Source organism: Roseateles sp. AC306, from assembly GCF_979253795.1.
In genome coordinates this window covers 464,823-490,526 of the sequence record NZ_CEEDEB010000002.1, presented here as the reverse complement: position 1 = coordinate 490,526, position 25,704 = coordinate 464,823, and the positions used below count along the sequence as shown (strand labels likewise).

At 68.2% G+C, this 25,704-nt stretch carries 23 protein-coding genes and 1 tRNA gene; 11 read left to right on the top strand and 13 right to left on the bottom strand.

The window, feature by feature from the left end:
- Window positions 1–15 precede the first annotated feature (15 nt).
- Genes ctaD through AC0IZJ_RS06995 form a run of 5 tightly spaced genes read left to right on the top strand, consistent with a single transcriptional unit; the run spans window position 16 to window position 3,556 of the window.
- On the top strand, window positions 16–1,659 hold the full coding sequence (gene ctaD / locus AC0IZJ_RS07015; protein ID WP_471848052.1) for a cytochrome c oxidase subunit I: 1,644 nt from the start codon (window positions 16–18) through the stop codon (window positions 1,657–1,659).
- Window positions 1,660–1,664: 5 nt separating this feature from the next.
- Window positions 1,665–1,775, top strand: a complete 111-nt coding sequence (locus AC0IZJ_RS07010) for a cytochrome oxidase small assembly protein (RefSeq protein ID WP_471848050.1) — start codon at window positions 1,665–1,667, stop codon at window positions 1,773–1,775.
- 1 nt (window position 1,776) lies between these two features.
- Window positions 1,777–2,382, top strand: a complete 606-nt coding sequence (locus AC0IZJ_RS07005; protein ID WP_471848048.1) for a cytochrome c oxidase assembly protein — start codon at window positions 1,777–1,779, stop codon at window positions 2,380–2,382.
- Complete coding sequence (locus tag AC0IZJ_RS07000) at window positions 2,379–2,621, top strand: DUF2970 domain-containing protein (RefSeq protein ID WP_471848046.1); 243 nt, start codon at window positions 2,379–2,381, stop codon at window positions 2,619–2,621. The genes AC0IZJ_RS07005 and AC0IZJ_RS07000 overlap by 4 nt, the downstream gene beginning before the upstream one ends.
- 50 nt (window positions 2,622–2,671) lie before the next feature.
- Window positions 2,672–3,556, top strand: coding sequence for a cytochrome c oxidase subunit 3 (locus AC0IZJ_RS06995; protein ID WP_471848045.1), 885 nt, complete (start codon window positions 2,672–2,674; stop codon window positions 3,554–3,556).
- 56 nt (window positions 3,557–3,612) lie between these two features.
- Here AC0IZJ_RS06995 and AC0IZJ_RS06990 read toward each other — a convergent pair whose 3' ends face one another.
- A complete protein-coding gene (locus tag AC0IZJ_RS06990; RefSeq protein WP_471848043.1) occupies window positions 3,613–3,831 on the bottom strand; it encodes a DUF2909 domain-containing protein in 219 nt (72 codons plus the stop codon).
- A 30-nt stretch (window positions 3,832–3,861) separates the two neighbouring features.
- On the opposite strand from AC0IZJ_RS06990, the gene AC0IZJ_RS06985 reads away from it, so the two are divergent.
- The 5 genes from AC0IZJ_RS06985 to AC0IZJ_RS06965 are packed head-to-tail and all read left to right on the top strand — an operon-like array spanning window position 3,862 to window position 7,822.
- Window positions 3,862–4,578 carry an SURF1 family protein gene (locus AC0IZJ_RS06985; RefSeq protein WP_471848041.1) on the top strand — a complete coding sequence of 239 codons (717 nt, stop codon included), beginning with the start codon at window positions 3,862–3,864 and terminating at the stop codon, window positions 4,576–4,578.
- 4 nt (window positions 4,579–4,582) lie between these two features.
- Window positions 4,583–5,227 (top strand): SCO family protein, encoded by a 645-nt coding sequence (locus AC0IZJ_RS06980; RefSeq protein WP_471848039.1) that lies wholly within the window; start codon window positions 4,583–4,585, stop codon window positions 5,225–5,227.
- Window positions 5,227–6,309, top strand: coding sequence for a COX15/CtaA family protein (locus AC0IZJ_RS06975; RefSeq protein ID WP_471848037.1), 1,083 nt, complete (start codon window positions 5,227–5,229; stop codon window positions 6,307–6,309). Before AC0IZJ_RS06980 ends, AC0IZJ_RS06975 begins: the two co-directional genes overlap by 1 nt.
- Window positions 6,310–6,311: 2 nt before the next feature.
- Complete coding sequence (cyoE, locus tag AC0IZJ_RS06970) at window positions 6,312–7,217, top strand: heme o synthase (protein ID WP_471848035.1); 906 nt, start codon at window positions 6,312–6,314, stop codon at window positions 7,215–7,217.
- The gene (locus AC0IZJ_RS06965; protein ID WP_471848034.1) at window positions 7,214–7,822 is read left to right on the top strand and encodes an SCO family protein; all 609 of its coding nucleotides are present in this window, start codon (window positions 7,214–7,216) and stop codon (window positions 7,820–7,822) included. The genes cyoE and AC0IZJ_RS06965 overlap by 4 nt, the downstream gene beginning before the upstream one ends.
- A gap of 45 nt (window positions 7,823–7,867) precedes the next feature.
- On the opposite strand, the gene rpoH is transcribed toward AC0IZJ_RS06965, so the two are convergent.
- From rpoH to AC0IZJ_RS06935, 6 genes are all read right to left on the bottom strand, one after another.
- Entirely contained in the window at window positions 7,868–8,785 is a 918-nt protein-coding gene (rpoH, locus tag AC0IZJ_RS06960; protein WP_471848032.1) for an RNA polymerase sigma factor RpoH, read from the bottom strand.
- Window positions 8,786–8,941: 156 nt separating this feature from the next.
- A complete protein-coding gene (locus AC0IZJ_RS06955) occupies window positions 8,942–9,442 on the bottom strand; it encodes a chemotaxis protein CheW (RefSeq protein WP_471848030.1) in 501 nt (166 codons plus the stop codon).
- A gap of 31 nt (window positions 9,443–9,473) precedes the next feature.
- Window positions 9,474–12,647: a CHASE domain-containing protein gene (locus tag AC0IZJ_RS06950; RefSeq protein ID WP_471848028.1), complete on the bottom strand. Its 3,174-nt coding sequence runs from the start codon at window positions 12,645–12,647 to the stop codon at window positions 9,474–9,476.
- Between the two features lie 5 nt (window positions 12,648–12,652).
- Window positions 12,653–15,223, bottom strand: coding sequence for an ABC transporter permease (locus AC0IZJ_RS06945; protein ID WP_471848026.1), 2,571 nt, complete (start codon window positions 15,221–15,223; stop codon window positions 12,653–12,655).
- Window positions 15,224–15,249: 26 nt separating this feature from the next.
- Window positions 15,250–16,200 carry a PA2778 family cysteine peptidase gene (locus AC0IZJ_RS06940; protein ID WP_471848024.1) on the bottom strand — a complete coding sequence of 317 codons (951 nt, stop codon included), beginning with the start codon at window positions 16,198–16,200 and terminating at the stop codon, window positions 15,250–15,252.
- Window positions 16,197–16,595 carry a PA2779 family protein gene (locus tag AC0IZJ_RS06935; protein ID WP_471848022.1) on the bottom strand — a complete coding sequence of 133 codons (399 nt, stop codon included), beginning with the start codon at window positions 16,593–16,595 and terminating at the stop codon, window positions 16,197–16,199. Before AC0IZJ_RS06935 ends, AC0IZJ_RS06940 begins: the two co-directional genes overlap by 4 nt.
- Before the next feature lie 147 nt (window positions 16,596–16,742).
- On the opposite strand from AC0IZJ_RS06935, the gene AC0IZJ_RS06930 reads away from it, so the two are divergent.
- Window positions 16,743–16,816, top strand: a tRNA-Gly gene (locus AC0IZJ_RS06930).
- Between the two features lie 351 nt (window positions 16,817–17,167).
- Here AC0IZJ_RS06930 and AC0IZJ_RS06925 read toward each other — a convergent pair.
- The 6 genes from AC0IZJ_RS06925 to AC0IZJ_RS06900 all read right to left on the bottom strand — a co-directional run bounded on the left by AC0IZJ_RS06925 (window position 17,168) and on the right by AC0IZJ_RS06900 (window position 25,582).
- On the bottom strand, window positions 17,168–18,715 hold the full coding sequence (locus tag AC0IZJ_RS06925) for a sensor histidine kinase (protein ID WP_471848020.1): 1,548 nt from the start codon (window positions 18,713–18,715) through the stop codon (window positions 17,168–17,170).
- Window positions 18,716–18,718: 3 nt separating this feature from the next.
- Window positions 18,719–19,522, bottom strand: a complete 804-nt coding sequence (locus AC0IZJ_RS06920) for an alpha/beta fold hydrolase (protein ID WP_471848018.1) — start codon at window positions 19,520–19,522, stop codon at window positions 18,719–18,721.
- Window positions 19,523–19,656: 134 nt separating this feature from the next.
- The gene (locus tag AC0IZJ_RS06915; RefSeq protein WP_471848016.1) at window positions 19,657–20,247 is read right to left on the bottom strand and encodes a DUF1349 domain-containing protein; all 591 of its coding nucleotides are present in this window, start codon (window positions 20,245–20,247) and stop codon (window positions 19,657–19,659) included.
- A gap of 10 nt (window positions 20,248–20,257) precedes the next feature.
- Window positions 20,258–21,196 carry a diguanylate cyclase gene (locus tag AC0IZJ_RS06910; protein WP_471848014.1) on the bottom strand — a complete coding sequence of 313 codons (939 nt, stop codon included), beginning with the start codon at window positions 21,194–21,196 and terminating at the stop codon, window positions 20,258–20,260.
- Complete coding sequence (locus AC0IZJ_RS06905) at window positions 21,193–23,793, bottom strand: response regulator (RefSeq protein WP_471848012.1); 2,601 nt, start codon at window positions 23,791–23,793, stop codon at window positions 21,193–21,195. Before AC0IZJ_RS06905 ends, AC0IZJ_RS06910 begins: the two co-directional genes overlap by 4 nt.
- Before the next feature lie 121 nt (window positions 23,794–23,914).
- Complete coding sequence (locus AC0IZJ_RS06900; RefSeq protein ID WP_471848010.1) at window positions 23,915–25,582, bottom strand: bifunctional metallophosphatase/5'-nucleotidase; 1,668 nt, start codon at window positions 25,580–25,582, stop codon at window positions 23,915–23,917.
- Window positions 25,583–25,704: the final 122 nt, after the last annotated feature.

Below are 25,704 nucleotides of genomic sequence, written 5' to 3'. Positions count from 1 at the left end.
ATCAGAGGAAATCACATGAGTGCAGTGCTCCCCCCCCACGGCGTTCACGGCGGCCACGACGGCCATGCCCACGACCACCACGACGACCACCATGCACCCCACGGCTGGCGCCGCTGGGTGTTCGCGACCAACCACAAGGACATCGGCACGCTGTACCTGCTGTTCTCGTTCGCGATGCTGATGGTCGGCGGCATCCTGGCGCTGTGCATCCGCGCAGAACTCTTCCAGCCGGGACTGCAGTTCTTCAACCCCGAGCTGTTCAACCAGTTCACGACCATGCACGGTCTGATCATGGTGTTCGGCGCCATCATGCCGGCCTTCGTGGGCTTCGCGAACTGGATGATCCCGCTGCAGATCGGCGCGGGTGACATGGCCTTCGCGCGGATGAACAACTTCAGCTTCTGGCTGCTGATCCCCGCGGCCCTCATGCTGGTGGGCAGCTTCTTCATGCCCGGCGGCGCCCCCGCCGCCGGCTGGACGCTGTACGCGCCGCTCACGCTGCAGATGGGCCCGTCGATGGACGCCGGCATCTTCGCGATGCACATCATGGGCGCCTCGTCCATCATGGGCTCCATCAACATCATCGTCACCATCCTCAACATGCGCGCCCCCGGCATGACGCTGATGAAGATGCCGATGTTCGCGTGGACCTGGCTGATCACAGCCTACCTGCTGATCGCCGTCATGCCCGTGCTGGCCGGCGCCATCACGATGACGCTGACCGACCGCCATTTCGGCACCGCCTTCTTCAACCCTGCGGGCGGCGGCGACCCGGTGATGTACCAGCACATCTTCTGGTTCTTCGGCCACCCCGAGGTCTACATCATGATCTTGCCGGCTTTCGGCATCGTCAGCCAGATCGTGCCGGCCTTCGCCCGCAAGCGTCTGTTCGGCTATGCCTCCATGGTGTATGCGACGGCCTCCATCGCCATCCTGTCGTTCATCGTCTGGGCCCACCACATGTTCACCACCGGCATGCCGGTGACGGGCCAGCTGTTCTTCATGTACGCGACCATGCTGATCGCGGTGCCCACGGGCGTGAAGATCTTCAACTGGCTGGCGACGATGTGGCGCGGGTCGATGACCTTCGAGACGCCGATGCTGTTTGCCGTCGGCTTCATCTTCGTGTTCACCATGGGCGGCTTCACCGGCCTGATCCTGGCCATGGCGCCGGTCGACATCCAGCTGCAGGACACCTACTACGTCGTGGCCCACTTCCATTACGTGCTGGTGGCAGGCTCGCTGTATGCGCTGTTCGCCGGCGTGTACTACTGGGGCCCGAAGTGGACCGGTGTCATGTACTCCGAGACGCGCGGAAAGATCCACTTCTGGGGCTCGCTGATTGCGTTCAACGTGACCTTCTTCCCGATGCACTTCCTGGGTCTGGCCGGCATGCCGCGTCGTTATGCCGACTATCCGATGCAGTTCACCGACTTCAACGCCATCGCGTCGGTCGGCGCCTTCTGGTTCGGCCTGATGCAGGTCTACTTCTTCCTGTTCATCGTCGTGCCGATGATGCGCGGGAAGGGTGAGAAGGCCGCTCAGAAGCCGTGGGAAGCCGCCGAAGGCCTGGAGTGGGAAGTGCCGTCGCCGGCTCCGTTCCACACCTTCGAGAACCCGCCCAAGCTGGACGCCTCGGCGACCAAGATCATTGCCTGAACGCGATGACGCCCGAACAGCGCAAGAGCAATCGCCGGCTGGGTCTCATCCTGCTGACGATTGCGCTGACCTTCGGCGTCGGCTTCATCGCCAAGATGGTGCTGCTGGCGCATTGACATGAACTTCCTAGCGGCCCTGCATCGTGACAACCGCCAGCTTCTGAAGAAGCTGCTGTTCATCGTCACGTTGATGTTCGGCTTCAGCTATTCGCTCGTGTACTTCTACGACGCGATCTGCAAGGCGCTGGGCATCAACGTGCTGTCGCTGGCTGAACGCCAGGTGATGTCTGCGGACAAGGGTCTCGCCAACGGCAATGGCCAGGTCGACTACAGCCGGGAGATCACGGTCGAGTTCGACGCCAATGCGCGCGGCCCCTGGGACTTCAAGCCTGCGGTGCGGCACATGACGGTGCACCCGGGCGAGTTGAGCCAGGTCATGTACGAGTTCCGCAACAAGCAGGACCGCACCATGGCCGCGCAGGCGATCCCGAGCTACGCGCCCATGCAGGCGAGTGCGCATTTCAACAAGCTGGAATGCTTCTGCTTCAACGAGTACACGTTGCAGCCGGGTGAGAGCAAGCAGTGGCCGGTCGTGTTCGTCATCGACCCCAAGCTGCCCAAGGATGTGAAGACCATCACCCTGTCCTATACCTTCTTCGAGGTGGCGGGCAAGGGTGGGGTCAAGGTCGGCAAGGCAGCCCAGGGTGCAGAGGCTGCGCTGTGACGAAGCCGGGCCAGGATTTCAAGGACGCGGTGGGCCGCAAGGCCTCGCTGCGCCAGACGATCTCGGCCGTGGCCTGGAGTTTTTTCGGCGTGCGCCGGGGCAGGGATCATGAGAACGACATGGCCAGGCTCAACCCGGTGCATGTGGTGATTGCGGGCGTGCTTGGCGCAGCCCTGTTTGTATTGGTGCTGGTGCTGCTGGTCCGTTGGGTCATCAGCAGTGGCGTGGCCGGCGCCTGACGGCGGCGGTCGCAACAGAGTTCAGAACGAGCGAGTACTAGGAGAACAACATGTCGGCAGCGACTACCCCGGGCAAGACCCCGTACTACTTCGTCCCGGCGCCCTCACGGCACCCGGTGATGGCCGCCATCGGCCTGTTCTTCGTCATCCTGGGCGCTGGCCAATGGATCAACGGCCATGGCTGGGGCATGTACTCGCTGTTCGGCGGCCTGCTGTTCTGGGCCTTCGTGCTGCAGCAGTGGTTCCGTGAAGCCATCGGCGAGAGCGAGGGCGGCCTCTACAGCGATCGCATCGACGTCTCCTTCCGCTGGAGCATGGGCTGGTTCATCTTCTCGGAGGTGATGTTCTTCGCCGCCTTCTTCGGCGCGCTGTACTGGGCACGCGTGTACTCGGTGCCGGTGCTGGGCAGCCTGGAGAACAGCCTGCTGTGGCCCGACTTCAAGGCCATCTGGCCGAGCACCGCCGCCGGCTTCACCGCTGCGCCCGGCGGCACCGTCGAACCCTTCTCGACCATCGGCCCCTGGCCGCTGCCGACCGTCAACACGGCGCTGCTGCTGACCTCGGGCGTCACGCTGACCATTGCCCACCACGCGCTGATCGCCGGCAACCGCGCCAAGACCATCGCCTTCATGTGGATGACGGTGCTGCTCGGCGTGATCTTCCTGTTCGTGCAGGGCTTCGAATACGCCCATGCCTACAAGGACCTGAACCTCAAGCTCAGCTCCGGCGTGTTCGGCTCCACCTTCTTCATGCTGACCGGCTTCCACGGCTTCCACGTCTTCGTGGGCATGCTGATGCTGCTGTTCATCACCATCCGTCTGCACAAGGGCCACTTCACGGCCGACCGCCACTTCGGCTTCGAAGGCGCCGCCTGGTACTGGCACTTCGTGGACGTCGTCTGGCTGGGCCTGTACATCGTCGTCTACTGGATGTAGAGCGCTCAGGCGCTGAAATACAAAGCGCCGCAAATGCGGCGCTTTTTCATTGAACTTCAACGACTCAGGGGCAAGCCGGTCGGCTGTATCCAGCCCATCCACCAGCTGAACAGGACGATGAGGAACAGCGCCACCGACACACCGACGCGAACGGCCAGTGCGCGCGCCATGTTCGGGCTGCGCCTGTCGCCGCGACCCTTGCGCAGCATGAAGAAGCCGGCGGCCGCCAGCGCGCCGAGGATGCCGATGAAGGCGATCAGGATCACGAATTTCATGGCTGCGGATTATCCGTCCGAGGTCTCGCCATGTTGACGGGGCGGGGTTGGCTGGTGTTGGTTGCGGCTCTGCTGAGCGCCGCGTTGACCGCTCGCCTGGGTGTCTGGCAACTCGACCGCGCCGCGCAGAAGCTCAGCATGCAGGCCGCCCTGGACGCACAAGCGCAGCGGCCCGCCCTCGGCAACGCCGACCTGGCTGGGGACGCCCAACTCCACCGCCGCGTCGCGCTGCGCGGCACATGGCTGCCCGAGCACACCGTCTGGCTGGACAACCGCCCCATGGACGGCCGCGTCGGCTTCTTCGTCGTGACGCCGCTGCGTCTGGCCGGCCGCGCAGAAGCCGTGCTCGTGCAGCGGGGCTGGGCGCCGCGTCATGCGGCCGAGCGCAGCCGCCTGCCGCCGCTGACGACGCCGGCAGGCGAGGTCGAAGTGGTCGGCCGCCTGGCCGCATCGCCCTCGCGGCTTTATGAGCTGGGCGAAGGTTCGGCCGGGGCGATCCGGCAGAATCTGAACCCTGCGGCCTTCGGTATCGAAGCGGGACTGAAGCTGCTGCCACTGACCGTGGTCCAGACTGAAGGCGCCGCCGGAACCGACGATGGCCTGCTGCGTCACTGGCCGGCACCGGAACTCGGCCTTCACAAACACTACGGCTACGCCTTTCAATGGTTCTCGCTCTGCGCGTTGATCCTCGTCCTCTATGTCTGGTTCCAACTTGTCCGCCCCCGGCTCCGCCGCCAACCCTCCTGAACCCGTGAGCTTTGCTGTGCACAGCCTGCCCGACCCGCGGGCCGTGCCACAGCAGCGTGCCGGCCGTTGGAAGATGCTGCTGGTGCTGGCCATGTGCGCGGCACCGGTCGTGGCGTCCTACTTCACCTTCTATGTCGTCAAGCCAAGCGGCTCAGCGTATGGCGAGTTGATTGCCCCGGCCGTCGACATGCCTGCCGATCTGCCGCTGACAGACCTGGAAGGCCGCGCCGTCACGCCCGCCTCGCTGCGCGGCCAGTGGCTGCTCACCGTCGTGCACGGCTCGGACTGCCCGGCCGCCTGCGAACGCCAGCTCTTCGTGCAGCGCCAGCTGCGCGAGATGCTGGGCAAGGAGCGCCCGCGCGTGGACAAGCTCTGGCTGATCCCCGACACCGGCATGCCGCGCCCGGAGGTGCTCGCCGCGGTGAAGCAGAAGGGCGCCGAGGTCACCGTGCTGCGCGTGCCGGCCGAGCGGCTGGAAGCCTGGCTCAAGCCCGCCGAGGGCCGCAGTCTCGCCGACCACTTCTTCGTCATCGACCCGATGAACCGCTGGATGGAGCGCGCGCCGGCCGAGCCCGAGCCCAAGAAGCTTCAGGCCGACCTCAACAAGCTGCTGAAGGCCAGCGCCAGCTGGGATACCGCAGGCCGATGATGGACAGCCTGATTCCACTCGGCCAGGTCGCCGCGATTGGCGGCGCCGTCGCCATCGGGCCGCTGCTGTGGTGGCGTCAACGCTCGCGGTCCAGCACCCCGGCCGGCCGCCTGCGAGCACTCACCGCGCTGACGCTGTTCCTGACCTTCGACCTCATCGTCTTCGGCGCCTTCACACGCCTGAGCGATTCCGGCCTGGGCTGCCCCGACTGGCCTGGCTGCTACAGCTCGGCCAGCCCGGCCGGCGCGCGCGAGCACATCGAGGCCGCGCAGACCGCCATGCCTACCGGCCCCGTCACGCATGGCAAGGCCTGGATAGAGATGACGCACCGCTACCTCGCCAGCGGCGTGGGCCTGCTCATCCTCGTCATGGCCGCACTCAGCTGGCGCCTCAAGCGCCATGGCGGTGAACGGGCGCCGTCGCCCTGGCTGCCGACGCTGACGCTGGTCTGGGTCTGCGTGCAAGGCGCGTTCGGTGCGCTCACCGTGACGATGAAGCTCTTCCCGGCCATCGTCACGTTGCATCTGCTGTTCGGCATCGGCCTGTTGATGTTGCTGGCCTGGCAACACGAGGCCTACGAGCCCCGCCCGCTCGCCGTGCCTGGGCCGCTGCGGCACGCCGTGCTGGCCATGCTCGTGCTGGCAATCGTCCAGGTCGGCCTGGGCGGCTGGGTCAGCACCAACTACGCCGTGCTCGCCTGCAACGAATTTCCGACCTGCCACAACGGCCAGTGGTGGCCAGCGCTGGACTTCGCCCAGGGCTTCCAGCTCTGGCGCGAGCTTGGCGAGCGCGCCGACGGCGGCCTCCTCAGCTTCGAAGCGCTGGCCGCCATCCACATGGCCCACCGCATCGGCGCGGGCGTCGTTTTCGCGGCCATCTTGGCGCTGGCATGGACCCTGCGGCGGCCGGCGCCTGCCTGGTCGCGCTGGCTGCTCGCCGGCGCCGGCTGGCAGCTCGCCTCGGGCCTGTCGAATGTTGTGCTCGACTGGCCCATCGTCGCGGCCCTGGCCCATACCGGGGGCGCTGCCGTGCTGCTTGCCCTGCTCACCACCTTGCTCGCGCGACTTCGCGCCAATCGTTGACCATGGCTTCCACGTCCACCGCCAGCGCCCTCATGCACAGCCCGCGCTGGCAGCAGTTCTATCAGCTGACCAAGCCGCGCGTCGTCCAGCTCATCGTCTTTTGCGCCGCTATCGGCATGGCCCTGGCCGTGCCCGGCCTGCCCGACCTGTCTCAGGCGCTGACCATGCTGGCCGCCGTCGCCGGCATCTGGCTCGTGGCCGGCGCCGCCGCCGCGTTCAATTGCCTCATCGAGGACGGCATCGACGCGCGCATGAAGCGCACCGCCTGGCGCGCCACGGCCAAGGGCGAGCTCAGCCGCACGCAGACCCTGGCGTTCTCCGGCCTGCTGTGCGCGGCCGGCATGGCGCTGCTGGGCTTTTACGTCAATGTCCTGACGATGTGGCTGACCTTCGCCACCTTCATCGGCTACGCCGTCATCTACACCGTCATCCTCAAGCCGATGACGCCGCAGAACATCGTCATCGGTGGCGCGTCGGGCGCCATGCCGCCGGTGCTGGGCTGGGCTGCGCTGCGCGGCGACCTCGGCCCGGAGCCCTGGCTGCTCTGCCTCATCATCTTCCTGTGGACGCCGCCGCACTTCTGGGCGCTGGCGCTGTACCGCGCGGAGGACTACGCCCGCGCCGGCCTGCCGATGCTGCCCGTCACGCACGGCAACGACTACACCCGCCTGCAGATCCTGCTCTACACCTGGGTGCTGTTCGCCGCCACGCTGCTGCCCTTCCTGACCGGCATGAGCGGCTGGTTCTACCTCGTCAGTGCTGTTGTGCTTGGCATGGGCTTTTGCGGCTATGCCTTCCGGCTCTGGCGCTCGTATTCGGAGATGCTCGCGCGGCGGACCTTTTGGTTCTCCATCTGGCATCTGTCGCTGCTGTTCGCGGCCCTCTTGATCGACCACTACATCGCATGAGCACACGCCGTTTCGCCGTCACCGCGCTGGCCGCTCTCGCGCTGGCGGGCTGCCAGAAGGCCACCTCCGACAAGCCGGCCTTCAAGGGCATCGACCTGACCGGTGCCGAGTACGCCAGGCAGCTCAACCTGACCGACCAGGACGGCCGCGCCCGCTCGCTGGCCGACTTCAAGGGCAAGGTGCTGGTGATCTTCTTCGGCTACACGCAATGCCCCGACGTCTGCCCGACGACGATGATGGAAGTCGCCGAGGTCAAGAAGTCCCTCGGCGCCGACGGCGAGAAGGTGCAGGGTATTTTCGTCACCGTCGACCCGGAACGCGACACGGCGGCTCTGTTGAAGGCCTACCTCGGCAGCTTCGACCCCAGCTTCGTCGGCCTGCGCGGCAGCGAGGAGCAGACCAAGGCGGCCGCCAAGGAGTTCAAGGTCTTCTACGCCAAGGTACCCGGCAAGACGCCTGAGACCTACACGATGGACCACACGGCAGCCAGCTTCATCCTCGACACCGAAGGCCGTGTGCGCGTCTACGTGCGCTACGGCGCCGGCGCCCAGCCGCTGGCCGACGACATCAAGCTGCTGCTGGCCGAAGCCCAGGCCAAGAAGTGACAAAGGCCCCGAGAGGGGCCTTTGCTTTTCGAGCGCAGAAGAAGCTCAGGCGGCTTCGGTCAACGCCTTCTTCATCTTCTTCATCGCCGCCACCTCGATCTGGCGGATGCGCTCGGCCGACACGCCGTACTCGGCCGCCAGGTCGTGCAGCGTCATGCCGCCGGACGAGTCGTCGTTCACCTTCAGCCAGCGTTCCTCGACGATGCGGCGGCTGCGCGGGTCCAGCACGTCCAGCGCGCGGTGGATGCCGCTGCCGGCCAGTTCGTCGCGCGAGCGCGCTTCGATGACACGCGTCGGCTCGCTGCTGTCGTCGGCCAGGTAGGCGATGGGCGCGAAGCTCTCGCCTTCGTCGTCCGTCAGCGGCTCCAGCGCGACGTCGCCGCCGGACATGCGCGTCTGCATCTCCAGCACTTCTTCGCGCTTGACGTTCAGCGTGCTGGCGACGTGCGCAATCTCCGCCTCGCTCAGCGTGTTGCGGTGGGTCTGGCCGTCTGCCTGATCCGCCTTCATGGTGTGCTTCATCGAGCGCAGGTTGAAGAACAGCTTGCGCTGGGCCTTGGTCGTGGCGACCTTGACCATGCGCCAGTTCTTCAGGATGTACTCATGCATCTCGGCCTTGATCCAGTGCATGGCGTAGCTCACCAGGCGCACGCCCTGGTCGGGGTCGAAGCGCTTGACCGCCTTCATCAGGCCAACGTTGCCTTCCTGGATCAGGTCACCCTGGGGCAGCCCGTAGCCAACGTACTGGCGCGAGATGGACACCACCAGACGCAGATGCGACAGCACCATGCGGCCAGCGGCTTCCACGTCGCCTTTGTCTCGCAGGCTGCGCGCGGCGGAAGACTCTTCCTCGGCCGTCAGCAGCGGCAGGCGGTTGACGGCGGAAATGTAGGCGTCGAGATTGCCCAGCGAGGGCACCATGGCCCAGGGGCTGCGAACGGCAATGGCAGAAGAGGCAGACATCGTCTCAATTCCTAGCTAACCGCCGCGTGAAATGCGACGGTGCAAAGATATTAGCACTCCCAACATCAGAGTGCTAAAAGCCAGGAGGTATCAGCTGGAACGCTGTGTTTCTAAGGCAGAAACAGTGGGTAACCGCTAACTTGCTTGGAGCTTGCCTCAGTCGACCAGGCCGAGATCGGGGCTTTTGATCATGGCCTCGATATCCAGCAGGATGAGCATGCGCTCGCCGAGCTTGCCCAGGCCGGTGATGAAACGGGCGTCCAGCGCCGCGGGCACTTCGGGGCGCGGCTTGATGTCGTCGGCGGTCAGCGCCAGCACGTCGGAGACCGAGTCGACGACGATGCCGACGACCCGGCCACCCACATTCAGGACGATGACGACGGTGAAGGCGTTGTACTCGCTGGGCTGCCCGAGCCGGATGCGCAGGTCCAGGATGGGCACGATGACGCCGCGCAGGTTGACGACGCCCTTGATGAAGGACGGCGCGTTGGCCACGCGGGTGGGGGCTTCATAGGAGCGGATCTCCTGCACGCGCAGGATGTCGATGCCGTATTCCTCCTCGCTGATGCGGAAAGTCAGGAACTGGCGACCGTCGCTGCGGGCCAGAGCCTGCCCGGCTTGGGCGCCGGTGCTGGGGACGAGTTCGGTGGAGCTCATTGTTTGCTGCGCTTGGAGAGTGACCGGCGCCTCATTCTGCACGCTGCGGGGTTGTGGGCGGTGCCAACAATTCATCGACGAGGGCCAGCAGCTCACGCACGTCCAGCGGCTTGGTGAGGTAGTGCCCGGCGCCGGCCGTCTGCGCCAGCGCGATCTGCTCGGGCTGGGCATTGGCCGACACGACGACGACGGGCGGCGGCGTGCTGCCCAGCTCGCGCAGCCGCTTCAGCAGCGTCAGGCCGTCACCGTCGGGCAACTGCCAGTCCAGTAGCAGCAGGGCCGGCGGGCGCTCGTGCAGGGCGCGCAGGCCGGACTCTACGGTTGGCGCCACCTCCAGCTCGACGCCGGGGCGTTGCTCCAGGATGCCGCGCATGACTTCGGCATTCAGCGGGTTGTCCTCGACATAGAGCACCCGCCGGTGCGGGCCTGTCTGAGGGGGAGCGGGTTCGCCCTGACCAGCTTCGACGCTGGCGGGCGCCGGTGCGCTTCCGGCGGGTAGCCTCAGCACAAAGCAGGCGCCGGGACCCTCGTCGGGACCCAAACCTTCGGCGCGCAGACTGCCGCCCATCATCTCGGCCAGGCGCTGGCTGATGACCAGGCCTATGCCGGTGCCGGGCAGGCCGCTGCGCTCGCGGCCCAGGCGGTTGAACGGCTGGAAGAGGGCGGCGCGCTGCACATCGGTCATGCCCAGGCCCGTGTCGCGCACCGCCACCTCCACCCAGCCGGGCTCAGGGCTGGAGGACGCGACGCTGACGCTGCCGCCAACGCGGTTGTACTTGACGGCGTTGCTCAGCAGGTTGGTCAGCACCTGGGTCACGCGCGTCGGGTCGCCCATCACGTGCAGCGCGGCCGGGTCCAGGCGCTGGCTGATGGCCAGGCCGCGCTCGGCGGCGTTCTGCTGCACCAGGGCCAGCGCGCGGGCCAGCAGCGGCGCCAGCTCCAGCACGGTGGGCTCCAGGGGCAGCGAGCCGGCCTCGATGCGCGACAGGTCCAGCGTGTCGTTGATCATTTCCAGCAAATGCCAGCCCGCCTGGGCGATCTGCTGCGCCCGTGTGCGCTGGGTCGACGACAGCGGTTCACTGGCGTCCATCTGCATCAGCTGCGTGAAGCCGAGGATGGCGTTCATCGGCGTGCGGAGCTCATGGCTCATGCGCGACAGGAATTCGTTCTTGGCCTGGTTGGCAGCCACGGCGGCCTCGCGGGCGCGGTCCAGCTCCTCGATGCGCAGCTGGTCGGTGATGTCCTCAATGATGCCCACCAGCCGGTGCGGCCGGCCGTCGGCGCCGCGCAGCAGGCTGACCAGCACGCGCGCATGGACGACGCTGCCGTCCGGCCGCACATAACGCTTCAGGCGCCGGTAGAAGGGGATCTCGCCGCGCATCAGCCGGCTCGCCAGGCGGATGTCCTCGCGGCGGTCATCGGCATGGGTCACATCAATGGCGCGACGGCCGGCCAGCGCCTCGGCTGGGACGCCGACCAGGTTGCAGAAGTAGGCGTTGACGTCCTGGAAGCCGCCGTTCAGGTCGGTGAAGACGATGCCTATCGGCGCCGTCTCGAAGATGCTGTGAAAGCGCTGCTCGCTCTGGTTCAGCGCGTGTTCTCCCTCGGCGCGGCCGGCAATCTCGCGCTCCAGCGCCGCGGTCCTTTCCCGGACGAGCGCCTCGACGTGCTGGGTGCGGCCCGACATCAGCAGCAGCAGGGCGCCCACCATGGCCGTCGCCAGCAGGCCCACCAGCGCGAAGGCCCAGCTGCGGCCGGGCGCCTGCGCCATGCCGGGCAGGTCGTAGACGCGCACCTCCCAGTGCCGGCCGCCGAAGTCCAGCGGCATGGTGACCAGGGGCAGGTCGGCGTTGTCACCGCGCTGTACGGCCTCGCAGCCGGGCCGCCCGCCCAGGCGCGGGTGGACGGCGCCGGGCTCCAGGTCAACCAGGCAGGCGCCGAGGTGCTCGGGCCAGCCGGCGGCCAGGCGCGACAACAGCAGGTCCGGCCGCAGCGTGGCGAAGACGACCCCGTCCACCGACGGCTCGCCTGGCGCGACATGGCGCCGGTAGAGGGGCTGGTAGACGACGACGCCGACGGCGCCTTCACCGTCCTGCGACAGCTGGAAACCCGCCGATGCAATCGCGCGCCCCTGGCTCACGGCCTGGTCGATGGCCGCGCGCGCGCTGGGGATGGTGCGCACATTGACGCCCAGTGCGGTGCCATTGCGCGACAGCGGCTCGATGAGGCGGATGACCATCATGTCTTCATCCGGCGGCGGGGTCACGTCGCCGGCGCGCTTGCGATCGCGGGCCTGGAAGCGGCTGGGGAAGTTGTCTGCCGCCGCCGCCGCGTTGAAGCGCTCGACATCGGCACGCGGCACGCGCAGCGTCAGGCCCAGCGCAAGCAGCGGGCTGTCCTCGGTCAACAGGCCACTGGTTGCCCGCGCGAACTCCTCGCGCGTCGGTCGCGGCTTGACCTTGACGAGGCCATGCACGCCTTCCAGCGTCAGCAGCGGCTCGCGCAGCCGGCCGGCCAGCGCCTGGGCGGCATTGGTCGCGTCGCGTGTGAAGTCGGAGCGGTTGCGTTGCCGGTCCCACGCCATCGTTGCCGCCACGCCCATGCCGACCAGCAGCGTCGTCAGCAGCATGGGCAGGCCGACGCTGAGGCGCCGGGTGGCCCAGGCCGAGCGTGGTTGGCCGATGAGGGCCAGCGTGATGGGCGTGGCGATGAGCACGCCCATCAGGTCGCCCGTCCACCAGATCGTCCAGACCTGCCCCATCAGCGGCGCGGTGATGACATCGGCGGCGTTCAGCAGCAGCGTCGCGCAAGTCGGGCTGACGACGCCGGCCAGTGTGGCCGCCGCGAGATAGCCGGCCACTTCGCGCGGCGAGGCCAGCACCAGCGGCCGGCCGCACCAGCGCCGCATCAACAGCGTGCCGGCGGCCGCCTGCGCTGCCGCGCCGCAGCCGATGCCCGCCGCCAGCGGCAGCGCATCGCTGCCCAGCATCGTCGCCTGCACGACAAAGGAGCCCAGCGCCACCGCCGGCAGGTAGCGCAGCCCCAGCACCAGCAGCACCGCCAGGCCCCAGCCGGCGGCCGGGTACATGGGCGACAGCTGGTAGGGCGGCAGCACCATCAGCAGGCCCAGTCGGCCCAGCAGGTAGTAAACGCCCGTGATGCCCGCGGACAGCGCCAGATAGCGGCCGATGTCGCGGGCACCCATCGGCTTCATTCCGCCTGCGCCTCTCGCAGCGTCTGCATCACGGGCCGCTGCAGCACGCCGCGCAGGCTCCACCAACCGGCGCTCCAGGCCAGCAGCGCGCCGCAGGCGGCGCTCACCAGCGGCACCCAGGGCTTGATCTGCCAGTCAAACTCGAACACGAAGCGCGCCAGCAGCGCTGCCAGCACCAGCGCCACGCTGCCGGCCAGGAAGCCCGCCAGCGCGCCCACGCCCAGCAGCTCGGCGCGCTGCACCTGGGCCAGCAGCGACGACGGCGCGCCCAGGGCCCGCATCAGCCCGAACTCGCGCGTGCGTGCCTCCCGGGTGCTGCCCACGGCCGCCAGCAGCACGACGAGGCCGGTCGCCAGCGTGAAGCCGAACAGGAACTGCACGGCCTGGATGACCTGGTCCAGCACGCCTTGCACCTGGTTGAGCTGGGCCGACACGTCGATGACCGTCAGGTTGGGGAACTGCCGCGCCAGTTGGCGGTCCAGCTTGCTACCCGCCGGCGTGCCCGGTGTTCGATAGGCAGCGATCTGCGTGGCCGGCAGCTCGGGCAGCTCGGCCTTCTCGAACAGCACGAAGAAGTTCACCCGCATCGACGACCAGTCCACCTTGCGCAGGCTGGTGACGCGGCCCTGGGCCGGCTGGCCGGCGATGTCGAAGGCGAGGGTGTCGCCGAGCTTCAGGTTCAGCGTCTTGGCCAGGCCTTCCTCGACGCTCATGCCCAGCTCACCGGGCGCGGCAGCGCCCCATCGGCCGGCCACGATCTGGTTGTGCTCCGGCAGCTCGGCCGTGTGGCTGAGGTTGAACTCGCGCTCGGCCAGGCGCTGGGCCCGGTCTTCGGTGAAGCGCTTGCCCTGGACGGTCTCGTTGTTGATCGTCGTCAGGCGCCCTCGGATCATGGGATACCAGTCGAATTTCGCGATGCCGGCGTCGGTCAGCATCTTGCGGAAGGCCTCGCCCTGGTCGGGCTGGATGTTGATGACGAAGCGGTCGGGTGCTGCGGCCGGCGTGGCGCGGCGCCAGCTGTCGATGAGGTCGGTGCGCAGCAGTACCAGCAGTGCCAGCGCCAGCAGCCCCACGGCCAGAGACGACACCTGCATGACCGCGAACCCGGGCCGCGCCGCCACCTGGCGCGTGGCCAGCAGCAGCCAGCGCGGCACGCCCGCGCCACTCACATTGGTGGGCACGATGCGGCGCAGCAGCTTCACGGCGCCCCAGGCCAGCAGCGCGAACACCAGCACCGCACCGGCAAAGCCCGCCGCCGCGATGGCGCCCAGCACGAAATCGCCCGCCAGCACGACGAGGATGGCCGCCAGCCCTGCCACGCCCGCGCCGAGCACCAGCAGCGAGCTGGCCTTGGGCGCCCCCAGGTCGCGGCGGATGACGCGCAGCGGCGGCACGGCGGCCAGTTGCAACACGGGTGGCAGGCCGAAGCCGAGCAGCAGCGACAGACCCAGGCCCAGGCCGAGCAGGGCGGGCCAGATGCTGGGCGCCGGCAGCGCCACGTTGATGAGGCCAGCCAACAGCGACACGAAGACCTGGTGCAGCGCCAGACCGATCAGCACGCCGGCCACGCTGGCGACCAGCCCGGCAATCAGGAATTCCAGCCCGTAGGCCCAGGCGATGCGCCGCTGCGGCTGGCCCAGCACGCGCAGCATGGCGCAGGCATCCAGGTGGCGCGAGGCAAAGTCACGCGCCGCCAGCGCCACGGCCACGGCCGCAAGCAAAGCGGACAGCATCGCCACCAGCCGCAGGAAGCGCGCCGCGCGGTCGAGTGTCTGGCGCATCTCGGGCCGGCCGGACTCCAGCGACTCCAGCCGCAGGCCGCGTAGCTTCTGTGCCTCAATGAGCTTCTCGGCGCCCGCCACGAAGCGCTTCACCGCGTCCGGCGCCGCGCCGGGCGCAGGCACCAGCGCGAGGCGGTAGGTGATGCGGCTCGCCGGCTGCACCAGATGAGTAGCGGCCAGGTCCGCCTCGCCCAACATCACGCGCGGCGCGAAGTTGATGAAGCCGGCGCCACGGTCCGGCTCGGTCTCGATGAGGGCGCTCACCTTGAGCCGGCTGTCCCCAAGCAGAAGCGAGTCGCCGAGCTTGAGCCCGAGGCCGTCGACGACGGCCGGGTCCACCCAGACCTCGCCGGCGGCCGGTGCCGCGCCCTGGGCCGGCAGGCTCTCGCGCAGCTGGATGCGGCCCCGCAGCGGGTAGCCGCTGCTGACCGCCTTGACCGACACCAGCCGGCTCTCACCGCCCTGGCGCTCGTCGGCCCGCGCCATGCTCGGGAAGGCCGCGCTGCGCACGGTGGTCAGCTTGAGTTCGGCGGCGAGGTCGACGATGGCCTGAGGCGTCGGCTGGTCACTGGCGACGACGGCATCACCGCCGAGCAACTGGGCGGCGTCGCGGCGCAGGCCTTGATCGAGCCGGTCCGATAGAAAAGCCACCGCGCACAGCGCCGCGACGGCCAGCGCGACGGCGAGCATCAGCAGGCGGAGTTCGCCGGCGCGCCAGTCCCGCAGCAATTGGCGCCAGGCGAGCAGCAGCGTGGCGGGCGGACGCAATACAGCGGGAGACGTCATGCGCGCGACTTTAGCCGCGCAGGCCCTCAGTGCTGGTCGTCAGTGGCCGTGAGTGTGGCGAGCGCGGCATCGCGCCACGCGGGCTCGGCGGCGTTGGCGCGTTGCAGGCCCTGCTTTGCAGCGGTGTGGGCGCCGCTACGGTCACCAGCGTCCAGGCGCAAGCGCGCGAGATTGATCCAGGCCACGGCGCTGTCGTGCTGGTTTACGACGGCCTCGAAGGCGGCGCGCGCGCCGGCCGCATCGCCGGCTGCATTGAGCGTGTTGCCCAGGCCGATGCCAGCCAGCAGGTTGCCCGGCCAGCGAGCCAGCAGCGTGCGATAGGCCAGCGCCGCACGGGGCGGTGGCCCGGCGCGCTCGAAGCCGACGGCGGCGTCCAGCGCATCGGCCTCAGTGGCCGTGGCCGGCAGCCGGTCCGGCGGCAGCACGGCGATGGCCCAGCGGCCGCCGCGTGCCCAGGTGTATTCGAAGGTGCGCAGCGGCAGCGTGGCGCGCTCGGTCACGCCGCTGCGCAGGATGAGCTCGCGCGCGGCCAGGTCGTAGCCGACGACGACGGCGTAGTGCCAGCGTGGGATGAAGTCCAGGCCCAGGTTCTGCAGCACGACGACAGCGTGGCCGGCAGCCACCTCGCGCAGCAATGCCTCCAACTCGCGAGGCAGCCGGGTGGCCACCGCGCCCTGGCGCCGCGCGCCGCCCAGCATCTCCAACTGAAGGCTGCCGCCGCGTGAAGGCAGGAAGACGGCGTCGGCCAGGCGGTCGGGGTCGGCGGCCAGGCCGATGTCCGCCAGCACGGTGGCCAGCGCGGCCGGGCCGCAGTGGTCGCGCGTCTGCGCAAAGAACGGCACTTCAGTGCGCTCGACGCGCGGGCGCAGATCTTGCGGCGGCTGGGCGAGCAGCGCGGCGGTCTGGGGCGGCGTAAAAAAGCTCGCGCAGCCGCCCAGCAGCAGCGCCGCGATGGCCGCTGCGGTTCGGCCGATCAACGCACCGAGCGGGTGAAGGGGAACACCTTGGTCAGGCCCAGGATGTCGGTCACCAGCAGGACGATGAAGACGGTGAAGAGAATGCCAAGAACGTCGCTGGCGCCGGCCGGTGCCTGGTCGATCTGCGTCACCATCTGCCGGGCTTCGGCGTCTGTCAGCGCGTCGACACGGGCACGCATCTCGTCTGCCTGCACGCCGCGGGCCTGCAGCATGGCGGCCAGGTCGGCGCGGTTCAGCGCTTCATGAAGCCTGGCGTGGGCATCGCTGCGCGGTGCAGCCTGCATGGCGGCGGCCGCCTGCTCGGTGCTGATCAACGCAGTGGGCGCTGCCTGAGCCATGCCGCTGAAGACAAGGGAGGCAATCAAAAGGGAGGTGAGGGTGCGCCGTGCGGTCATGGTGTTCTCCTGCTTGGGGAGGCGGTTGTGGAATGTGGGCGGGATGCTAGGGCTGGGGGATGGAGCGCCGCCCGCACAAGTCGCATCTCGCGGCCTTGTCCTACACGCTGGCGCCGCCCGCCTGATCGCGTAAACTCGCGCCCCGATGCGGGTGTAGTTCAATGGTAGAACTCCAGCTTCCCAAGCTGACTACGTGGGTTCGATTCCCATCACCCGCTCCAGCTAGACGGCCCCCAAGGGGCCGTTTTTGTTTGGAGTGCGGTCCTGGGATAAGAACCCACCCGGGTTCGCTCAAGGACAGCCAGTGGCTGTCCCTGGACGTGCCGCAGGCGCCGGCCGAACGGGAGTGAAGCCGAGGAATCGGCCCGTGACTTCACGATCCTGGAGTTTGGAGAGAGACGGCTCGGCGCGATCACGAAACTGGCGCTGGCTTTCGTTGTTCGTGGCATCGACGATTACACCCCGACGACCGGGTCCGTGCGATGGAACAGCTTGTTGCCGCTGGCGCCATGACCGATGGCGGGATGCCGCCCGGGCTTCGGCCAGGAAGCGTTCTGAGCGGAAGGATGACGCTACGCCGACTCGCCCGTGCAGCGCGACTCCGTGCTGGCCTGGCCCAGCACAAATGTGAAGGTCGTCCCGTCCTCACGCGACGATCGAACGGACACGGCACCATCGTGGGCTTGCGCGATGGCTTTCACGATGAAAAGGCCGAGCCCCACGCTTCGCACCGAATGGTCGCTCGTGCCGCCACGCACCATGGGCTCGAAAATACGCTCAGCCATCGCTTCCGGGACCGGTTCTCCGAGGTTGTGAACCTGCAGCCTGCATCCGTCGTCATCTCCAGTGGAGGTGACGGTGATGGGACCTCCCGGCTCGCCGTAGGTCACGGCGTTCGCGACCAGATTGCCCAGGAGCTGGGCAACGCGGTCCGGGTCAAGGATGCATTTTCCGTGGCCTTGGGCGACGTGATGTATGGGGTTGGTCGGGAAGGCCAGCTTCAGTTCCTCGACGCACTGGTGGATCACTTCATGGAAACTCGCCGGCCGGCGCGTGACCGTCAGGCCGTGCCCGACCCGGACAAGCGTGAAGTCGAGGAGTTCGTCGATGAGCCCGCGAGCACGCTTCAACGAGCGGTCGATGTTGGCGAGCACTTTTTTGTGTTTGTCGCCAAGCGTGGCGTCGCGGCTCAACACCGCCGCGCCCATCGTGACAGCCGACAGCGGGTTGCGCAGATCGTGGCTGACGATGCCGACCATCTGTTCAGCAAACAAGGCGCGGTCCTCCGCTTCGGCAGCCTTTCTGGCCATCTCGGTCACGTCCTTGAGCACGCCCACGAACCGGCGCTGCGCATCGCTGCCGTAGGGCACGGCTTGGCCAGAGGCAAGCAGCACCCTCTGATTTCCGTTGGCATCTCGAACGCCGAACGTCCAGTTCCTGATCGTGGTCGACTCAGAAAGAGCCGCTTTGAAAGCTTGCTCTTCCGCTTCGCGGTCCTGCGGAAGAATTGCGGCGAGGAAGTCCTGCTCGGTCGGCGGGAGGGTTCCATCTAGCTCCAACAACTCGGCGACCGACGGCTCGAAATATCGTCGGCCCGCGTGGTCTGCACTCCACAGGTGTAGCCCTCCGACTCGCACGGCCTGGCGAAGTTGTGCCTCCGCAGCCTGAAGGATCTGCTGTGCGAGAACCTCCCTGTCGGCCAACTCTTCCGAGCGCTTGCGCTCCATCACCAGCTGCCGCTCGTACTTGTTCCGCTCCTCCGCCACGAGGATGGACACCACGTCATAGGCATCCGCGCCGGCTCCCTTGCGAATCGCGTTCAACATCACCGTGACCAGCCGCCCGTCGCTGCGGCGCAGCTCGAATTTCACTTCCGAGATGGAGCGTTGCATCTCAAGGATGGGCATCCAGTGAGTCTGGTGAAAGATGCGCCCACCGACCGTGAAAAGGTCTTGCAGCTTTTTCCATCCCACCAATTCGTGTGCTGCATACCCGGCCCACGTGCACATCGTCCCGTTCACCTTGAGTATGGTTCCTCGGGCGTCGGTGATCAGAAGTCCAACGGGCACTTCGCCGAGCAGTTCCTCAAGCGACGGGCAGGTCTCGGGCGTGAGCGGCACGATCTAGCGCCGTAGGGATGCGAGAAATCGATCGATCGCATCTGCGCTGGCGCCAGGTGAACTCAGATGTGGGCAGTGACCCACGTTGTCGACGATTTCAAGAGTGGATAGAGGGAGCACGCGGTGCATGTATTCCCCCACGGCGACGGGCGCAATGATGTCCTCGGAGCACTGGATGATCAGGGTAGGCTCTTGCAGCCGCGGCAGGTCTGCCCGGTTGTCGGACAGAAACGTCACGCGGGCGAACTGTTTGGCGATGTCGGGGTCGGTCCGGCAGAAGCTCTCGGCAAGTTCAAGCCCGAGTTCAGGTCTTTCGGGTACGCCCATGATCGCTGGCGCCATGTTGCTTGCCCAGCCCAGGTAGTTCGACTCGAGCATGTCGAGCAACCCGTCGATGTCTTCGCGCGAGAAGCCGCCAACATAGTCGCCGTCGTCGATGTAGCAGGGCGATGGGCCGATCATGATGTGCGCTGCAATCGCGCCAGGGGCGCTCAAGCCCGCGACCATGCCGATCATCGCGCTCACCGAGTGACCCACGACGTACACCGGGCCGACGCCGAATTCCTGGACGATCTCAATCAGATCGTCGCCATAGCCACGCAGCGAGTTGTATTTCTCGCGGTCATACGAGGAGAGGTCGGAACTGCCGCTGCCGACATGGTCGAAGGTGACGACCCTGAAGCGCTCCGCGTATTGCGGCGCCAGGAGCCGCCACATGTTTTGATCGCAACCAAAGCCGTGCGCGAAAACCAATGTGCCAGGGCCGGCGCCGCTGACCTGGACATTATTGCGGTGAGCAATGCTCATCAAAACCCTTAGACCTGTACGCCAGCGACCCACTTTAGCTGCCGGCTTTGTGGTGAGGGGACGATTGCGCCGCTTATCTTGTTACGGCACGGGATCGTTCGCCCGATACAGCGCCGTGTAGCACCTTCAATCTCTCAGACGCCCCACACACACGCCCCCAACGCCACGTGCAAAACCCGGCAGTCGAACCCCGCTCCCACGGGGCTGCAGGCATACATGCCTACGTCTATCTGTTGCGGGCAGTCATGCAGGTGCGTGATGCGCATTTGCTGCCACGTCGCCCCATCGGGCGACGACTCGACGCAAAAGTCCGCGCCCCGCCGACTCAGCCGATACCAGAGGCTGTTCAGCGTCGAATCCACGTCCTGGGTAGCCCAGTCGGAGTAGCCTAGATTCGTCACGACAGATCCGAGCCGGCTGGGTCCCTCAGGCTCGTATTCCGTGGATGCCTTGATCCAGGACTCGGCGCCGGCACGGCACATCACCCCGCATTGGTCGTACTGGGCGTTGGGCGCGAATGCGAGCTGGGCGGTGAGACTGAAGTCTCCCGCCACCGGCACGAAGAAGAAGTGGCCGTTGTCGCGCTGAAAGCCGTAGTGGGTGCGCTGCCAATAGTCGGTGTCCGGCCGCGTCGTGAGTTCCAGCGCATCCGTCACATGCCAGGCCGCTGGCTCGTTGGACCATTGGAACCGGGCGAGCGTGTCGCGAAGCAAGGCTTGTGTCATGCGCGGATTGTCAGCCGTCCACCCAGCTGACGCGCCCGCGCCCCGCCGCCTTGGCCAGATACAGCGCCTTGTCCGCCGCCTCGACGAGCCCCTGCGCCTGCGTGCCGGCGGACACCCCCAGGCTGATCGTCACGCAGCCCTCCACGCCGGGATGCGGCAGCGCCAGCGCCCGCACCGTGCTCTCCATCAACTGCGCCACGCCGATGGCGCCGGCCAGGTCGGTGTCGGGCAGCAGGCAGACGAACTCCTCGCCGCCATAACGAGCCAACAGGTCGGTGGGCCGGCGCAGGCAGGCGCGCAGCGCAACGGCCACCCGGCGCAGGCAGTCGTCCCCGGCCAGATGTCCCAGTGCATCGTTGTAGCGCTTGAAGTGATCGACGTCCGCCAGGGCCACTGCCAGCGGTGCGCGTGTGCGTTGGGCCCGGCGGGCTTCGGCCAGGAAGCGTTCATCGAAATGCCGCCGGTTGTGAACGCCGGTCAGGCCGTCCACAAAGGCCAGCTCGCGCAGCAGATCGGCCTGCGCCTTCAGCGTGAGCTGGGTGCGCACGCGCGCCCGGACGACCGTGGGATTGAAGGGCTTGGTGATGAAGTCCGCCGCGCCTGCATCCAGCCCGCGAGTCTCGTCGTCGGGGTGGTCCTGCGACGTGACGAAGATGACGGCGATGGCGCGCAGCAACGGGTCGGCCTTCAGCTCCGCGCAGAGTTCGTGGCCATCCATGCCGGGCATCTGCACGTCCAGCAACACGAGGTCGGGCTGGCGATCGCGGCAGAGCTTGAGGGCCTGGGTGCCGTCGGTGGCCATCAGCACCTGGCAGTCGGCAGCGAAGACGCGGTGCAGGGCCTGAATGTTGGTGGGCTGGTCGTCGACGATGAGCAGGCGCGGACGACGGCCGGTGGGCGCGCTGCCGGGCGTGAGCGGCGTGCGGTCGGGCAGTGACAGCTGCATCATGGTTGGAGCTCCAGCGTCGCGCGCAGTTCGCGGCACAGCGTCAGGGCGGTGCCGAAGTCGAGCGAGCTCATGGCTTCGTGCAGCGGGGCGTCGGCGTCGGGCGGCAGCTGGGGGCGCAGGGCCTCGTGGACGTCCAGGGCTTCGAGGTCGGAGCCGGCCAGCAGCTCGGTCAGCTTGTCCAGCTCTTCGGCAAGGCTGCCCGGCGGGGAGGGTGGGCCAGGCACGGGCGGATGGGCGGCGAGGTCGGCGGCCAAGCGGTCCAAAGCGGCGAGGTCGGCCGTGCGGCGCTCCAGAAAGCGGCGCTGCCAGTCTGCATCCAGCACGGCATCGGGCCGGTCGCCATGCGTGGCGGCGCGCTCGCCCTCAGCGGCCAGCGCGGCGAGCTGCGGGGCACCCAGCATGGCGGCCAGGCCCCGGTAGCCGTGCAGGCCGCGCGCGGCGGCCGGGCCGCCCTTGGCGAGGTCCTGGGCGAGCTTGCGGTCCTGCTCGTGCAGGGCATGCAGCGTGCGCTCGAAGAGTTCTATGCGGCCCGACATGCGTGCGAGTGCCTCGGCCAGTGCGATGCCGGCGCGGCCGGCGTCGTCGAGCACAGCGCCCGGCAGCTGCACTGGCGCGTCGCGGCCCGGCACCGGCGCGGCACCGCAGCGGCGGCGCAGCGCGGCGACGACTGTGTCGGGGTCGAAGGGCTTGCCGATGTGTTCGTCCATGCCGGCGTCCAGGCAGGCCTGTCGTTCGGTCTCCAGCGCGCCGGCGGTCATGGCGATGACGGGCAGCGTCAGGCCGAGCTGACGGCGGATCAGGCGGGTGGCGGTGGTGCCGTCCATCACGGGCATCTGCACGTCCATCAGCACGGCGTCGAAGGCGGTGCGGCCGCGGGTCTGCGCCAGCAGCGTCAGCGCCTGCTGGCCGTCGCCTGCCAACGTGACGGCGGCGCCTTCGAACTCCAGCAGTTCCTGCGTGATCTGCTGGTTGCCGGGGTTGTCTTCGACGACGAGCAGGCGCAGGCCGGCCAGGCGCTGCGGGGCGGGCTCGGGCGGGACGGCGGCGCCGTGGCGGCGCAACTGGAGGGCGCTGGTGACGGCCTGGCTCAGCAGGGCTGCGGTGACGGGCTTGACGAGGAAGCCGTCCAGCAAGGCCTGCTCGGCCGCGCTGCGCTCGGCCAGACGGTCGCGGTCGTGGCTGGTGACCATCAGCAGCAGCGGTTCGGGGCCGAGCTGCTGGCGCAGGCGCCAGGCGGTCTGCCAGCCGTCCACGCCGGGCATGACCCAGTCGAGCAGCACGACGTTTGGCGCGGCGGCTTGCGCGAGCGCGAGCGCCTCGGCGCCGCCCGCGGCGAGGCTGACCTGCCAGCCCAGCGACCCCGCCAGCGAGCCCAGGATGCGCCGCGCCTCGCCGTGGTCGTCAACCACCAGCGCGCGCAGCTCCTGGCGCGGCGCTGGCGCCGGCACATCGGAGGGCAGCGGGAAATCCAGCGTGAAGCCGAAGCGGCTGCCGGCGCCGGGCGTGCTGTCGACGTGGATGTCGCCGCCCATCAGGCGCACCAGGCGGCGGCTGATGGCCAGGCCCAGGCCGGTGCCGCCGAAGCGCCGCGCGGTCGACGCCTCGGCCTGCGTGAAGCCCGAGAAGATGCGCTCCTGCTGCTCGGGCAGGATGCCTATGCCGGTGTCGCGCACGCTGAAGGCAAGCGTCACGCCGCCCGCGCCCTGCGTGACGCGCTGTATGGCCAGCACCACCTCGCCGGCGTTGGTGAACTTGATCGCATTGCTGGCCAGGTTGACCAGCACCTGCTGTAGGCGCAGCGCGTCGGCGATGACGACGGGCGGCAGGTCGGGGTCGAGGTCGAAGAGCAGCTCGATGTCGCGCTGCTCCACCTGGGCGGCGAGGATGACGGAGAGGTCACGCAGCAGCTCTTCAAGGCGCGTGGGGTGGGGGTCCAGGCCAAGGTGGCCGGCCTCGATCTTGGAGAAGTCGAGCACGTCGTTGAGCAGGCCGAGCAGGCCGCGCGCGGCGCCCTCGCTCTTCAGGGCGTAGTCACGCTGGCGGGCGTCCAGCGGTGTCTTCTGCAGCAGCCGCAGCATGCCGAGCACGGCGTTCATCGGCGTGCGGATCTCGTGGCTCATGTTGGCCAGAAAGCGCGTCTTGGCTTGCGAGGCGCGCTCGGCGGCGACGCGGGCCTGGGTCTGGGGCGTCAGATCCAGGCAGGTCACCACCAGCCCGCCATCCGGCAGCGGCGCGGTGCGCGCCTCGATGACGCGGTCGCCGGAGCGATAGGTCTCGAGGCGTCGCGGCTGGGTGTCGCGGCCCAGCGCGAGGGCGGCCTCGACAGTCGCGCGGGCCTTTTCGCCCTGGCCGTAGTCCCCGCGGGCCGCGAAGAAGCTGACGAGATCGTCGAAACGCAGTGACGGCTCTTCGAACAGCGAGGCCGGCACGTTGAGCAGGCGCTCGAACTCGGCGTTGTGCACCAGCAGGCGACGCTCGGCGTCGAACACGGCCAGCCCGCAGGGCAGGTGGGCAATGACTTTGCGGACCAGCGGGGTTGGCGCGGGCCTGTGCCGGTGCTGGGCACCCGCGCCACCTTGCATGTCCCATGCCGCCATCGCGCTCCCCGAACCGCTGGCGCCCGGCAAGGAGTGCCGGACGTCATGAGTCTAGGACCGGGCCATCGGGCCGCCCGGACGGGGTCGCTGCAACAGGCGACAGGTTTGCCCTGACCTTTTGTTACTCCTTGACGATGCGGCCCGGTGCCGTCCGCTCTACCGCCTGGGGTTGGTTGCGCAGCATCTCGACCAGGGCGTCGATGTCCGTGCCCAGCACGGCGCGGTCGCGGCCGTGGCGGAAGCCGGTTTGATCGTCGCCGCCTTCGGCGAGAAAGCCGTTGACGATGACGCGGTAGTCCCTCTCGCGCTCCAGCGGCTTGCCATCGATGAGGATTTCGCCGAGCTGAGGCTTGCCGTCAGCACCCTTGCGCCATTTGTAATGCAGCGTCCACGAGGGTTGCAGGACACGCGGTACGGTGTCGCCTTTGGGCAATTGCCGTTGCAGCACATCCCACAACTGCTGCCCGGTCATCGTCAGCGCGACGATCTCGTTGCCAAAAGGCTGGATGGCGAGCAAGTCGCTCATCGTCGTCGGCTTGCCGGCCTCCACGACGAGATCGGAGCGGATGCCGCCCTGGTTCATGAACGCGACGTCCGCGGGGCCCTGCTTGCGGGCGAAGACGAGCTGGCTGTCGGCGATGAGGTTGCCTAACGCGGCGTCGCCATTGGGCTCTTTGGGGAATCGCGCCGCGCCGCGCGGCAGCAACGCCACCGGCTTCATGCGCGCGGTTTCGGTCAACGCGGCGGCGCGGGCCACCAGCTCGGCCAGCGCCGGGTTGGGCGCATAGACCGACTGAAGCACCGGGTGGTTGACGGCTTGGGCATCGAGCACGCGGCCGGATGCGTCTACCTTCAGGCGGCTCTCGGTGATCCAGCCACCGTAGCTGCCCGCCTGCACGACGAGGCGGCCGTTGATCTTGCACGTGTAGGCCTGGTGGCTGTGGCCGCCGATGATGATGGCGTAGGCCGGGTCCAGGCGCTTGGCGATGTCGTGCACGCGGCCGGTCAGCGTCGGGCAGGCGTAGCTCGTGTCGTTGGCACTGGAGCCGAGCGCCTGCACGCCGCCTTCGTGCATGACGGCCACCAGCACCTGGGCGCCTTCGGCCTTCAACTGCGGCACGAGGGCGTTCAGCGTGTCGGCCTCATCGGCGAAGCGGATGCCCTGGATGGCCTTGGCGACGATGACCTGCGGCGTCTCCCGGGTTGCCACGCCGGCGATGGCGACCTTCAGGCGGCCGGCCTGCCTGATGACATGGGTCGGCAGCAGGGGTTTGCCGGTCTTGGCGTCCAGCACATTGGCGCCGAGGTAGGGAAAGCCGGGCCCTTTGTAGCCCGGCCACAGGCAGCCGTTCGCGCCGCATTCGCCGCGCGTCTGGCGCAGCAGTTCGGGCAGGCCTGCGTCCAGCTCATGGTTGCCCAGGGCGCTGGCCGTGATGCCGAGCTGGGACATGGCCGCCAGCGTCGGCTCGTCGCGCAGCAGGTTGGAGATGAGCGGCGAGGCGCCGATCAGGTCGCCGCCCGCCACGATGAGGGCGTCGGGGTGCTTCGCCCTCAATCCGGCCAGCGCGGTGGCCAGGTGGGCCACACCGCCGGCAGCTTGGGGCTTGACTTCCCCGGTGGTTGCGTCAGGTAGCCGGGGCATCAGCGGCGTGGGGCGGGCGGGCTGGATGTTGCCGTGGAAGTCGTTGATGGACAGCAGCGTCAGCTCGGTGGGGGTAGCGGGCGGCTGAGTGGCGCAGCCACCGAGCAGGGCGCTGGCGAGCGCAACGGCGAGAAGGCGAAGGTGCATGGCGGGCAGGGTTGTTCGGAGCAATCAGCCATCTTAGGAGGGGCCGCTCCGCACCGGTTTGTAGCGGTTTTGCGACAGTTACAACAAACGAGGGGCACGCTGTTGAAGCAGCAGTCGACCCA